This window comes from Micromonospora sp. BRA006-A (genome assembly GCF_033433935.1).
In the GTDB taxonomy this organism is placed as follows: domain Bacteria; phylum Actinomycetota; class Actinomycetes; order Mycobacteriales; family Micromonosporaceae; genus Micromonospora; species Micromonospora aurantiaca.
The window spans coordinates 2,764,830-2,779,831 of the sequence record NZ_JANCLW010000001.1 but is presented as its reverse complement, the minus strand read 5'-3'; the positions used below and the strand labels follow the sequence as shown (position 1 = coordinate 2,779,831).

1 protein-coding gene is annotated in these 15,002 nt (G+C 75.2%); it reads right to left on the bottom strand.

Translation table 11 applies throughout. The features are described 5' to 3' along the window. Positions 1–15,002 (bottom strand): type I polyketide synthase (locus NMK34_RS12905; protein WP_412098874.1); only part of this gene is annotated, 15,002 nt, incomplete at both ends.

Genomic DNA, 15,002 nt, shown 5'->3' with positions numbered 1-15,002 from the left:
ACGACTCCCACGACGCCTCCAGCAGCAACCGCTGCTGCGGATCCATCGCCAGAGCCTCACGCGGCGAGATCCCGAAGAAGCCCGGGTCGAACTCGGCAGCCCCGTACAGGAAACCCCCGTGGCGCGTGTACGACGTACCGCTGTGCTCCGGGTCCGGGTCGAACAGGCTCTCCAGGTCCCAGCCGCGATCGGTGGGGAACTCCGAGATCCCGTCGCCGCCGCCGGCCAGCAACGCCCACAGCTGGTCCGGACCATCGACGCCACCGGGGTAGCGGCAGGCCATGCCCACGATCGCGATCGGCTCGTCGGTGCCGGCGGTGAGTACCGCCGTCTGGCGGGCGGTGATCTGCCCGGAGACCTGCTCGTGCAGGTGGTCGGCGAGCACGGCCGGGGTCGGGTAGTCGAAGACCAGCGTCGAGGCCAGCCGCAGCCCGGTGGCCGCGTTCAACCGGTTACGCAGGTCCACCGCCGTCAGCGAGTCGAAGCCCAACTCCCGGAACGCCCGGTCCGCCGGCACGGCTTCCGCACCACCGTGCCCCAACACCTGCGCGACCAGACCCCGTACCAGCACGTCGACCTGGGCGCGCGCCTCGTCGGGCGCCAGGCCCGCGAGCTGGTTGGCCCAGTCGCCGCTCCGCGCGGCCCGTCGCCGGGCCGCCGTCGACCCGATCAGGGTACGCAGCACGGCCGGCACCGGGCCGGCGCCGAGCGCTGCGCGCATCGCCGGTACGTCGATCACGGCCGGCACCAACGCCGGCTGCTCCGCCACCAGGGCGGCGTCGAACAGCTCCAACCCGGTCTCGGCGCTCATCGGCGTCAGACCCGCCCGCGCGGACCGCGCCCGGTCCGCCTCGTCGATCGAGGCGGCCATGCCTGCCGTGTCCCACATCCCCCACGCCAGACTCACCGCCGGCAACCCGAGCTGCCGCCGATACACCGCCAACCCGTCCAGGAACGCGTTACCCGCCGCATACCCCGACTGACCCGGCGAACCCAGCACACCAGCAACCGACGAGAACACCACGAACAAGTCGAGATCCAGACCCGCCGTCGCCTCATGCAACAACCAACCCGCCGACACCTTCGGCGCCAACACCCCCGCCAACCGCTCCGCCGTCAGCCCCTCCACCACACCGTCATCCAACACACCAGCGGTGTGCACCACACCTGCCAGCCGACCCCCGGCGGCCACCTCGGCCACCAGACCGAACACCTGGTCCCGGTCCGTCACGTCACAAGCAACGACCCGCACCGACGCACCCAACGCCGACAACCGCTCCGACAACTCACCCGCACCGGCGGCCTCCGGGCCACGACGCGACACCAGCACCAGCGACCGCACACCATGCGCCGACACCAGGTGCTCCGCCACCAACGCCCCGAGCGCACCCGTACCACCGGTCACCAGCACCGCACCGTCACCCACGACCGGCGTCTCCACCGACGCCGGAGCGACCGCACGCACCAGACGCGGCACGAACACCGCGCCCGCACGCACCGCGACCTGACCGCCGTGCGTCGACGGCTCGTCGGCCACCGTGGTCAGCACACCCAGCAGCCCGGCATCCACGTCACCGTCCACGTCCGCCAGCACGAGGCGACCCGGGTGCTCCGACTGCGCCGACCGCAGCAGACCCCACACCGCCGCACCGGCCAGGTCCGACACCCGGTCGTCCGCCGCCACCGACACCGCACCCCGCGTCACCACCACGAGCCGCGACTCCGCCAGCGCATCGGCTGCCAGCCAGGACCGGACGGTCGCCAGCACCTCCGAGGTCGCCGCGCGTACCGCATCGGGGACGGCCCTCTCCGGCCCGTCGAGCGGCAGCAGCAGCGCCCTCGGTGCGACCGTCCGGCCGGCGTCGACCGCCGCGACGAGCGCCTCGACGTCGCCGTACGCCGGCAGGTCGGCGGTTGCCGGCGAGCCGACCAGCGCCCACCCGGAGAGGTCCCCGGTGGCGGCGATCTCCTCGGCCTGCCAGGTGAGTTCGAACATCGCGCGGGCCGCCGCGCCTGCCGCGGTCACGCCGGTCAGCTCGCGCAGGGCGAGGGAGTCGACCGAGACCACGGCCGCGCCCGACTCGTCGCACGCGACCAGCCGCACCGCCGAGCCCGTACGCGACAGCCGCACCCGCAGCACCCGCGCACCCGAGGCATACACCTGCACACCCTCGAACGCGAACGGCACCCGCGGCCCGCCCGACCCCTCGGTGCCGGGCAGCAGCCCGATCGGGTGCAGGGCGGCGTCCAGCAGCGCCGGGTGCACACCGAAGCGCGCCGCCTCCGTCGCCACCTCGTCCGGCAGCGCCACCTCGGCGAACACCTCGTCGCCGCCCGTCCACACCCGGCGCAGCCCCCGGAACACCGGCCCGTACGCCAGGCCGTGCTCCGCCAGCGTCGGGTACCAGCCCGCCACGTCCACCTCGGACGCGCCGACCGGCGGCCACTCCCCCAGGCTCGGCTCGCCGGCCGACGCCGGCTCCAGCACGCCCTCCGCATGCCGCACCCAGTCGGCCTCCGGATCACCCTCGGACTGCGAGTGCACCGCCACGACCCGGACGCCGGTCTCGTCGGCCGCACCGACGCGCACCTGCACCCGCACCGCGCCGGCCTCCGGCAGCACCAGCGGCGCCGCCACGGTCAGCTCCCGCACCCGCGACGCGCCCACCTCGTCACCCGCCCGGACCGCCAGTTCCACGAGGGCGGTACCCGGCACGATCACCGTGCCGGAGACGACGTGGTCGGCGAGCCACGCGTGCGTCGACGTCGAGAGGCGGCCGGTCAGCACCACCATGTCCTCGCCCGCCACGGAGACCGCCGCGCCGAGCAGCGGGTGCCCGGCCACGCCGAGGCCCGCCCCGGACACGTCGGCGGTACGCGTCTGGCCCGCGCCGAGCCAGTACCGCTGGTGCTGGAAGGCGTACGTCGGCAGGTCGACCCGGGCGGCGCCGGCGTCGGTGAACCACTGCGTCCAGGTCACCGGGACGCCGTGGACGTGCAGGTCGGCGAGGGCGTGCAGGAGTGCCTGCGGGGCGGGCCGGTCCCGGCGCTGGACGGCCACCGCGAGCGCGTCCTCGGCGAGCAGGTCGGCGTTCATCGCGGTCAGGACGCTCTGCGGGCCGATCTCCAGGAAGGTGTCGACCCCGGTGGCCCGCAGGGCGGCGATGCCGTCGGCGTAGCGGACGGCCTCCCGCACGTGCCGCACCCAGTACTCGGCGCGGGTGATCTCCTGCGGGTCGGCGAGCGCGCCGGTCAGGTTCGACACCACCGGCAGCAGCGGCGCTCGGAACGTCAGCCCCGCCAGGACGGCGCGGAACTCGTCGAGCATCGGTGCCATCAGCGGACTGTGGAACGCGTGGCTGACGGTGAGCCGGCGTGTACGTACACCCCGCTCCCGCCAGTGCCGCTCCACCTCGTCCAGGGCCTCGACGGCACCGGAGACCACCACGGCGGTGGGCCCGTTGACGGCCGCGATACCCAGCCGGTCGGTCATCCCGGCGAGAGACTCCGCCACCGCAGCCTCGTCGGCGGCCACGGCCAGCATCCCGCCGCCCGTCGGCAACGCCTGCATCAACCGGCCCCGCGCGGCCACGAGAACGCACGCGTCCGCCAGAGACAACACACCCGCCACATGCGTAGCCGTCACCTCACCGATCGAATGACCAGCCACCACGTCGGGCACGACCCCGAACGACTCCACCAGACGGAACAACGCCACCTCGACCGCGAACAACCCGGCCTGCGTGAACACCGTCTGATCCAGCAACCCCGCCTCAGCACTACCCGCCTCGGCGAACAGCACCTCCCGCAACGGACGCGGCAACAACGGATCCAGGTGACCACACACCTCGTCCAGCGCGGTCGCGAACACCGGGAACCCGGCGTACAACTCCCGGCCCATCCCGGCACGCTGCGCACCCTGACCCGAGAAGAGCACGGCCAGCTGCGTACGCGTCGCGCCCGTGCCGGTGACCAGGGTGGCGGCCGGCTCACCGGCGGCGAGCGCCCGCAGCCCGGCCAGCAGTTCGTCCCGGCCCGTCGCGGTGACCACCGCACGGTGCTCCAGCACGGCCCGGCTGACTGTCGACGACCAGCCGACGTCGGCGGGGCGCAGTTTCTCGTCGTCGGCGATCCAGTGGGCCCAGCGGTCGGCCTGCGCCGCAACGGCGGCCTCGGAGCGGGCCGACAGCAGCACGGGGGTCGGCAGCGACCCGGCGGCGGGCGCCGGCGCGTGCTCGCCCCGGGTGGGCTCCGCTTCGGCGGGGGGCTGCTCGATGATCACGTGCGCGTTGGTGCCGCTGACGCCGAACGACGAGATCGCGGCGCGACGGGGCCGGCCCGCCGCGGGCCAGTCGCGGGCCTCGGTGAGCAGGGAGACCGCCCCGGCGCTCCACTCGATGTGCGGGGACGGCTCGTCGACGTGCAGCGTCGACGGCAGCACACCGTGCCGCATCGCCATGATCATCTTGATGATACCGGCTGCCCCGGCGGCGGCCTGGGTGTGGCCGATGTTCGACTTGACCGAGCCCAGCCAGAGCGGCCGGTCGGCGGGCCGGTCCTGCCCGTACGTCGCCAGCAACGCCTGCGCCTCGATCGGGTCGCCCAGGGTCGTGCCGGTGCCGTGCGCCTCGACGGCGTCCACGTCGGCGGTGGTGAGCCGGGCGTTCGCGAGGGCCTGCCGGATGACCCGCTGCTGCGACGGGCCGTTGGGGGCCGTCAGCCCGTTCGACGCGCCGTCCTGGTTCACGGCGCTGCCCCGTACCACCGCCAGGATCCGGCGGCCCTCCCGCTGCGCGTCGGAGAGTCGTTGCACGAGCAGCACGCCGACGCCCTCGGACCAGCCCGTGCCGTCGGCCGACGCCGCGAACGACTTGCAGCGACCGTCCTGCGACAGGCCCCGCTGGCGGGAGAACTCGATGAACGTCCCCGGCGTCGCCATGACGGTCACGCCACCGGCCAGGGCGAGATCGCACTCGCCGCCGCGCAGTGCCTGCACCGCGAGGTGCAGCGCGACCAGCGACGACGAGCACGCCGTGTCGACAGTGACCGCCGGGCCTTCGAGGCCGAAGGTGTACGCGACCCGGCCGGACAGCACGCTGCCGGAGGTGCCGGTGCCGAGGTAGCCGCCCACGCCCTCGGGCAGGTCCTGCACGCCGGAGGCGTAGTCGTGGTACATCAGGCCGGCGAAGACGCCGGTCCGGCTGCCGCGCAGCCGCGACGGGTCGAGGCCGGCCGACTCGAACGTCTCCCAGGACGCCTCCAGCAGCAGCCGCTGCTGCGGGTCCATGGCGATCGCCTCGCGCGGCGAGATGCCGAAGAAGTCCGGGTCGAACTCGGCGGCCCCGTACAGGAAGCCACCGTGGCGGGTGTACGACGTCCCGGGGTTGTCCGGGTCGGGGTGGAAGAGCCGGTCGAGGTTCCAGCCCCGGTCGGTGGGGAACTCGCCGATGCCGTCGGCGCCGGCGGCGACCAGGTCCCACAGCTGCTGCGGGTTCGTCACGCCGCCCGGGTAGCGGCAGGCCATGCCCACGATGGCGATCGGCTCGTCGACGTTTGTCGCCCGCACGGCCCGCTGCTGCTCGGCGACCTGGCCGGACAGCTGCTCGTACAGGTACTCCGACAGTGCGGCGGGGGTCGGGTAGTCGAAGACGAGCGTCGACGTGAGTCGCAGTCCGCTCGCGCTGTTGATCCGGTTGCGCAGCTCGACGGCGGTCAGCGAGTCGAAGCCCAGTTCCCGGAACGCCCGGTCCGCCGGCACCGCCTCGGCGCCGCCGTGGCCGAGCACCTGCGCGATCATCCCGCGCACCAGCAGGGCCACCTGCGTACGCGCCTCCTGCGGGTCGAGGCCGGCCAGCCGGTCGGCCCACGTGCCGGTGCCGGAGCGGCGACGCTTCGCGGCCGGTCCCACCAGGCCCCGCAGCATCACCGGCACCCGGCCGGCGGCGGTCCGTGCCCGCATGGCGGGCAGGTCGACAACGGCCGGCACCAGCGCCGCGCCGCCGTGGGTCAGGGCGGCGTCCCACAGCCCGAGCCCGACCGGGGCGGTCATCGGGACCAGACCGGCCCGGGTCACCCGCGCCCGGTCGGTGTCGTTGATCGACGCGGCCATGCCGTCGGTGTCCCACATGCCCCACGCGAGGCTGACGGCGGGCAGCCCGCGCTGCGCCCGCAGCACGGCGAGGGCGTCCAGGAAGGCGTTGCCGGCCGCGTACGCGGCCTGGCCGGGAGAGCCGAGCACCCCGGCGACGGAGGAGAAGAGCACGAACAGGTCGAGGTCCAGCTCGGCGGTCGCCTCGTGCAGCCACCAGCCCGCCGTGACCTTCGGGGCCAGCACGTCCGCCAGCCGGTCGGCGGTGATCCCGCTGACGATGCCGTCGTCGAGGACGCCGGCGGTGTGGACCACCCCGGCCAGGCGGTCGTCGGCGGTGATGGACCGGACCAGCTCGCCGACGCGCTCGCGGTCGGTCACGTCCGTGGCGACCACGCGGGCGGTCGCGCCCAGCGCGGCCAGCCGCCGCACCAGCTCGTCGGCTCCGAGGGCCGCCGGGCCCTGCCGGGACGCCAGCACCAGCGAACGCACGCCGTAGGCGGTGACGAGGTGTTCGGACACCAGGGCGCCCAGCGATCCGGTGCCGCCGGTGACGAGGACGGTTCCCCCGTCGAGGGTCGCCGGGGTCCGCGCGGCGCCCGTGGCGCGGACCAGCCGCGGCAGGTACGCCGTGCCCGAACGCACCGCGACCTGCCCGCCGAGGGCGGGGTCGTCGGCGGCTGCGGCGAGCAGGGCCAGCAGGTCGGCGTCCAGGTCGGCGCCGGGTTCCAGGTCGGCCAGCACGAGCCGGCCGGGGTGCTCCGACTGGGCCGAGCGCAGCAGGCCCCAGACCGCCGCCCCCGCCAGGTCGCTGACGCGGTCGTCGGCGCCGGTGGCCACGGCGCCGCGGGTCACGACGACCAGCCGCGAGTCCGCCAGCGGCTCGGCCGCCAGCCACGTCTGCACCGCGCCGAGGACGTCCGTCGTGACGGAGCGCACCGCGTCGGGCACGTCCGTCCCGGAGGTCGCCGGGGTGACGGGTAGCAGCAGCGCCGCCGGGGCGGTGCCGTCCGTCGCCGCCGTGGTCAGCGCGGCGACGTCGGCGTACGCCGGGAGCTGCGGCGCGCCGTCGAGCGGGCGGTCACCGAGCACGGCCCAGCCGTACGCGCCGTCGGGCGCGGCGATCTGCTCGGGCTGCCAGGAGACCTCGAACAGGGATCGGTACGCCTCGTCCGGCGCGGCCGCCAGGCCGGTCATCTCGCGCAGTGCCAGCGAGTCCACCGACACCACGGGCACGCCCGTCTCGTCGGCGGCGACCAGCCGCACCGAGTTGCCGGAGGCGGTGAGGCGGACCCGGAGCGTCCGGGCGCCGACGGCGTGGACCTGCACACCCTCGAACGCGAACGGCACCCGGGGACCGCCGCCCGGCTGGTCGGCGGGCAGCAGGCCGACGGGGTGCAGGGCGGCGTCCAGCAACGCCGGGTGCACCCCGAAGCCCGCCGGGTCACCGGTGACCTCGTCGGGGAGGGCGACCTCGGCGAACACCTCGCCGTCGGCGGTCCACGCCCGGCGCAGGCCTCGGAAGACCGGCCCGTACGCGAGCCCGTGCTCGGCGACCCTCGCGTACCAGCCGGTGACGTCCACCTCGGACGCGCCGGGTGGCGGCCAGGCGCCCAGGGTGGGCTCGTCGGCAGTGGGTGCGCCGACGAAGCCGTCGGCGTGCCGGGTCCAGCCCGACTCGGAGTCGTCCTCGGGCTGGGAGTGCACGGTCACCGAGCGGCTGCCGGTCCCGTCGACGGGACCGACCCGGACCTGGACCCGTACCCCGCCGCCGGTGGCGGGCAGCACGAGCGGGGCGAGCACTGTCAGCTCGCGGACGCGGGACGCGCCGACCTCGTCGCCCGCCCGGACGACGAGGTCCACCAGCGCGGTGCCCGGCACCACCACGGCGCCGGAGACGATGTGGTCGACGAGCCACGGGTGCGTCGACACCGACAGCCGGCCGGTCAGCACCACCATGTCCTCGCCGGCGACCGACACCGCCGCGCCGAGCAGCGGGTGCCGCGCCACGCCGAGGCCGGCCCCGGAGACGTCGGCGGACTGGCCGGTGGGCGGCAGCCAGTACCGCTCCCGCTGGAAGGCGTACGTGGGCAGGTCCACGCGCCGTGCGCCGGTCCCGGCGAACCACTGCGTCCAGGTCACCGGCACGCCGTGCACGTGCAACTCGGCCAGGGCGTGCAGCAGCGCGTGCGCCTCCGGACGGTCACGGCGCTGCACCGCCACCGCCAGCACGGCCTCGTCATCGGGCAGCACGTCGGCGCTCATCGCGGTCAGGACGCTCTGCGGCCCGACCTCCAGGAACGTGTCCACACCGGCAGCCCGCAGGGCGGTGATCCCGTCGGCGTACCGGACGGCCTCCCGCACGTGCCGCACCCAATACTCCGGCGTGCGGATCTCATCGCCGGCCAGGGCCCCGGTCACGTTCGACACGACCGGCAACAACGGCGCGGCGAACTCCAACCCGTCGAGAACGGCCCGGAACTCATCGAGCATCGGCGCCATCAGCGGGCTGTGGAACGCGTGACTCACCACCAGCCGACGCGTCCGCACCCCCCGACCGCGCCAAACCCGCTCCACCTCGTCCAACGCGTCAACGGCACCCGACACCACCACAGCGTCGGGGCCGTTGACAGCGGCGATGCCGGCACGGTCGGTCAGCCCCGCGATCGACTCCGCCACGGCCGCCTCATCAGCGGCCACGGCCAGCATCCCGCCACCGGTCGGCAGCGCCTGCATCAACCGGCCCCGCGCCGCCACGAGGACGCACGCGTCCGCCAGAGACAACACACCCGCCACATGCGCAGCCGTCACCTCACCGATCGAGTGACCGGCCAGCATGTCGGGCACGATCCCGAACGACTCCACCAGGCGGAACAGCGCCACCTCGACCGCGAACAACCCGGCCTGCGTGAACACCGTCTGATCCAGCAACCCCGCCTCGGCGGTGCCCGCCTCTGCGAACAGCACCTCCCGCAACGGACGCGGCAACAACGGATCCAGGTGACCACACACCTCGTCCAGCGCGGCGGCGAACACCGGGAAGAACCCGTACAACTCCCGACCCATCCCGGCACGCTGCGCACCCTGACCCGAGAACAGCAGCGCGAGCTGGCCGCGCTGGCCGCCCGGGCCGGTGAGCACGCCGGCCGAGACCTCGCCCGCCGACACGGCGTCGAGGCCCGCCAGCAGTTCGTCCCGGCTCGCCCCGGACACGACGGCCCTGTGCTCCAGTACGGAGCGCGACGCCACCGAGGACCACGCCACGTCGAGCGGGTGCGGGGCGTCGGTGCCGCCGAGCCACTGCGCCCAGCGGCCGGCCTGCGCCGACAGCCCGGCCGCGTCGCGGGCCGACAGCAGCAGTGGCAGCACCGCCGGCACCCGGGACGGCTCGTCACCGGTGACCGGCTCGTCGCCGTCGGCCGGCTCGTCCGCGTCGGTCGGCGTGGGCGGCTGCTCCAGGATCAGGTGCACGTTCGTACCGCTGATGCCGAACGACGACACGGCGGCCCGGCGAGGCCGGTCCACCGCCGGCCAGGGGCGCGCCTCGGTGAGCAGGGAGACCGCGCCGGCGGACCAGTCCACGTGGGGGGTCGGCTCGTCGAGGTGCAGGGTCCGTGGGAGCAGGCCGTACCGCATCGCCTGCACCATTTTGATCATGCCGGCGACGCCTGCGGCGGCCTGGCTGTGGCCGATGTTCGACTTGATCGAGCCGAGCAGCAACGGCCGGTCGGCGGGGCGGCCCTGGCCGTACGTGGCCAGCAGGGCCTGCGCCTCGATCGGGTCGCCGAGGACGGTGCCGGTGCCGTGCGCCTCGACGGCGTCCACGTCGGCCGTGGTCAGCCGGGCGTTCGCGAGGGCCTGCCGGATCACCCGCTGCTGGGCCGGCCCGTTGGGGGCGGTGAGACCGTTGGACGCGCCGTCCTGGTTGACGGCGCTGCCGGCGAGCACGGCGAGCACCTGGCGGCCCTGCCGCCGGGCGTCAGAGAGGCGCTGGACGAGCAGAACGCCGACGCCCTCCGACCAGCCGGTGCCGTCGGCGTCGGCGGCGAAGGACTTGCAGCGCCCGTCCGGGGCGAGGCCGCCCTGGCGGGAGAACTCGACGAAGGCGCCGGGCGTCACCATGACGGTGACGCCGCCTGCCAGGGCCATGTCGCATTCGCCGCCGCGCAGCGCCTGGGCGGCCAGGTGCACCGCCACCAGCGAGGACGAGCAGGCGGTGTCGACCGTCACCGCCGGGCCCTCCAGCCCGAAGGTGTACGACACGCGGCCCGAGATGACGCTGTGCGCGCCGCCGGTGAGCTGGTAGCCGGCCAGCTCGGCCGGGGTGTCGGTGGTGCCGTAGCCCGACGGGGAGGCGCCGACGAAGACGCCGGTACGGCTGCCGCGCAGCTCCTCCGGGTCGATGCCGGCCTGCTCCATGGCCTCCCAGGACGCCTCCAGCAGCAGCCGCTGCTGCGGGTCCATGGCGACGGCCTCGCGCGGCGAGATGCCGAAGAAGCCCGGGTCGAATGTGGTGGCGCCGTCGACGAAGCCGCCCTCGCGGGTGTGTGAGACGGGTTGCCCGTCGGCGTCGACGGCCAGCAGCCGGCCCATGTCCCAGTGGCGATCGTCGGGGAAGCCGCTGATGCCGTCGCGCCCGGTGGCGACCAGCTCCCACAGGTCGTCCGGGTCGGCCACGCCGCCCGGGTAGCGGCAGCTCATGCCGACGATGACGATCGGGTCGTCGTCGTCGACCGGCCCGGCGGGGCCCCAGGCGGTGACGGTCTCGACCTCGTGCAGGCGCAGCGTCGCCGACAGGTGGTCGGCGAGGGCGGCCGGGTTCGGGTAGTCGAAGACCAGGGTGGTGGGCAGGGTGAGGCCGGTGGCGGCGCCGAGCCGGTTGCGCAGCTCGACGGCGGTCAGCGAGTCGAAGCCGAGTTCCTTGAACGCCCGGTTGGCCTTGACCAGTTCGGTGCCGGAGTGGCCGAGCACGGCGGCGGTGTGCGTGCGTACGAGCTCGGTCAGGTGGCGGTCCTGCTCGGCGCGGGGCAGCGTCAGCAGGTGCTGCCGCAGCCCGCCGCCGGCGGTGCCCTCCGGTTCCGCGTCGACCACGCGCAGGGCGTCGCGCGCCTCGGCGATGTCGTGGAGCAGGGGGCGGGCGCGGGCGGCGGCGAACGCCGGGGTGAACAGGGACCAGTCGACGTCCGCCACGGTCACCGCCGGCCCGGCCCGGCCGACGGCGCTGCGCAGCGCGTACACGGCCTGGGCCGGCGACATGGGGCTGAGGCCGCGGCGGGCCAGCAGTTCCTGCCCCTCGCCGCTGGCCATGCCGCCGTCGGCCCAGGGGCCCCACGCCACGGCGGTGGCGGTCAGGCCGCGGGCGCGGCGCCGCTCGGCGAGGGCGTCGAGGAAGGCGTTGCCGGCGGCGTACGCGGCCTGGCCGCCGCTGCCCCAGATGCCGGCGATCGAGGAGAACAGCACGAACGCGTCGAGCGGTCGGTCGCCCAGCAGCTCGTCCAGGTGCACGGCGCCGGCGATCTTGCCGTCGAGCACCCCGGCCAGGCCGGCGAGGTCGGTGTCGACGAGCATGGTCAGCTGGCCCACCCCGGCGGCGTGCACCACCGCGGTCAGGGGCGCCGGGTCGGCGTCGACGTCGCGCAGCAGCGCCTCGACGCGGGCGCGGTCGGCCATGTCGGCGGCGACCAGGCTCACCCGGGCGCCGAGCGCGGTCAGTTCGTCGCGTAGCTCGGCCGCCCCGGGGGCGTGCTCGCCGCGGCGGCTGGTCAGCACGAGGTGCTCGGCGCCGTTGGCCGCCGCCCAGCGGGCCACGTGCGCGCCGAGCGCCCCGGTGCCGCCGGTGACGAGGACGGTGCCGGACGGCTGCCAGCGGTCGACGGTGCCGACGGCCGCCGGCGTGGCGCGCACCAGGCGCCGCACGAAGACGCCAGTGGGCCGCACGGCGACCTGGTCCTCGTGGCCGCCCCCGGTCAGGACGCCCACCGCGTGGTCCCAGTCGTCGCGCCCGGGCGCGTCCGGCAGGTCGACCAGGCCGCCCCAGAGCTGCGGGTGTTCCAGCCCGGCGACCCGGGCCAGGCCCCACAGCCCGCCCTGGGCGACGCTGCGCACCGGGTCGGTGTCGCCGGTGCCGACAGCGCCCCGCGTGAGCATCCACAGTGGTGCCGCGACGTCGGCGGCGTGCAGGGCCTGCACCAGCGTCATCGTGGCGGCCGTGCCGAGCGGCACCGCCGGCCGGCCGGGGTGGGGTCGCTCCAGCAGGCCCAGCAGGGAGACGATCCCGGTGAACGGGGTGTCCCCCACGGCGGCGGTCAGCCGCGACGTCACCTGGTCGCGCTCGCCGAGCGGGTCCACCGCCAGCCGGGACACCTCGCCGCCGGCGGCGCTCAGCGCCCCCGCGAGCGCCCCGGCCCACTCGGTCGTGGCGGCGTCGTCGGCGGGCTCCACGAGCAGCCAGCGTCCCGGCGGGGTGAGCGGTGCGGGGACGGTGGTCCGCTTCCACACCACCCGGTACGACCAGCCGTCGACGACGGCGTCCCGCAGCCGCGCCTTGCGCCAGGACGACAGGACCGGCAGGGCCGGGGCCAGGACGCCCGCCCCGTCGGTGCCGAGCTGCGCGGCGAGGGCCGCCACGTCGGAGCGCTCGACGGCCGACCAGAACTCGACGTCCACCACGTCCGGGCTGACCGGGCCGGTGGCCGAGGCCGGCATCTGCTCGGGCCAGTAGCGCTGCCGCTGGAACGCGTACGTGGGCAGGGCGACCGGGGTCGCTCCGGTGCCGGCGTAGAGGGCCGCCCAGTCGACGGGTGTTCCGTTGACGTGCAGTTCGGACAGGGCGGCGAGCAGGGCCCGCGACTCGGGGCGGTCGGCGCGCAGGGCGGGTACGGCGACGGCCGGGGTGTCGTCGTCGGCGTCCGCCGGCTCCCGCCCGCTCAGCACGTCCCGGGTCATGGCGGTCAGGACGCTGCGCGGGCCGATCTCCAGGAACGTGTCCACCCCGGCGGCGCGCAGCGCGGCGACCCCGTCGGCGAAACGCACAGCGTCCCGCACGTGCCGCACCCAGTAGTCGGGACTACGGATCTCGTCGACGTCAGCCAGCGCACCGGTCACGTTCGACACGACCGGCAACGCCGGCGCCTCGAACGTCAACCCGTCCAGGACCACCCGGAACTCATCCAGCATCGGCTCCATCAACGGACTGTGGAACGCATGACTCACCGACAACCGGCGCGTACGCACACCCCGCCCACGCCAGACCCGCTCGACCTCGTCGAGCGCCTCCACCGCACCGGAGACCACCACCGACGTCGGCCCGTTGACAGCCGCGACCCCCACACCGGTCAAGCCGTCCAGCGTCGCCAGCACATCGGCCTCAGCCGCCGCAACGGCCACCATCCCACCACCGGCCGGCAACGCCTGCATCAACCGGCCCCGCGCCGCCACCAACACACACGCATCCGCCAGCGACAACACCCCCGCCACATGCGCGGCCGTGACCTCGCCGATCGAATGACCGCCGACCAGGTCGGGGGCGACGCCGAACGACTCCACCAGGCGGAACAACGCCACCTCGACCGCGAACAGACCGGCCTGCGTGAACACCGTCCGGTCCAGCAGCTCCGCCTCGGCGGAACCCTCGGGTGCGAACAGCACCTCCTTGAGCGGGCGCGGCAGCAGCGCGTCGAGCTGTGCGCACACCTCGTCCAGCGCGGCGGCGAAGACCGGGAACTCCGCGTACAACTCCCGGCCCATGCCGGCACGCTGCGCGCCCTGACCGGAGAAGAGCACCGCGAGCGGACCCCGGTCGGCGGCCTGCCCGGCGACCAGCGCGCCGGACGGCTGGCCGGCGGCGAGGGCGCGCAGCCCGGCCAGCAGCTCCTCGCGGTCGGTGGCGGTGAGCACCGCGCGGTGTTCCAGCGCGGAGCGCGACACGACCGACGACCAGCCGACGTCCACGGTGCGGAGGGCCTCGTCGTCCTCCAGCCACCGGGTCCAGCGGCCCGCCTGCGCGCCGAGGGCGGCCTCGGAGCGGGCGGAGAGCAGCACGGGCACCGCCGGCAGGGCGACGGTGGGGGCCGGCCCGGTGTCGGCGGGGTCGGCGGCGTCCGGGGCGGGCGGTTCCTCGATGATGGTGTGCGCGTTCGTGCCGGAGATCCCGAACGACGACACGGCCGCCCGGCGGGGACGGTCGGTCGCCGGCCACGGCGTCGCCTCGGTCACCAGCGACACCTCGCCGGCCGACCAGTCCACCTTCGGCGTCGGCTCGTCGACGTGCAGGGTGGACGGCACGAGCCCGTGCCGCATCGCCATCACCATCTTGATCACACCGGCCACGCCTGCGGCGGACTGACTGTGACCGATGTTCGACTTGATCGAGCCGAGCAGCAACGGCCGGTCGGCGGGGCGGCCCTGGCCGTACGTGGCCAGCAGGGCCTGCGCCTCGATCGGGTCGCCGAGGACGGTGCCGGTGCCGTGCGCCTCGACGGCGTCCACGTCGGCCGTGGTCAGCCGGGCGTTCGCGAGGGCCTGCCGGATGACCCGCTGCTGGGCCGGCCCGTTGGGGGCGGTGAGACCGTTGGACGCGCCGTCCTGGTTGACGGCGCTGCCGCGGATCACGGCGAGGACCGGGTGCCCCTTGCGCTGCGCGTCCGACAGCCGCTCCACCAGCAGGATGCCGACGCCCTCGGACCAGCCGGTGCCGTCGGCGGCGGCGGCGAACGACTTGCACCGGCCGTCGGGGGCGAGCCCCCGCTGCCGGGAGAAGCCCACGAACGGGCCGGGGGTGGCCATGACGCACACGCCGCCGGCCAGGGCCAGGTCGAAGTCGCCCTGCCGCAGCGCCTGGCACGCCAGGTGCAGGGCGACCAGCGACGACGAGCAGGCGGTGTCCACGGTGACCGCGGACACCGCCTGCTCGTCG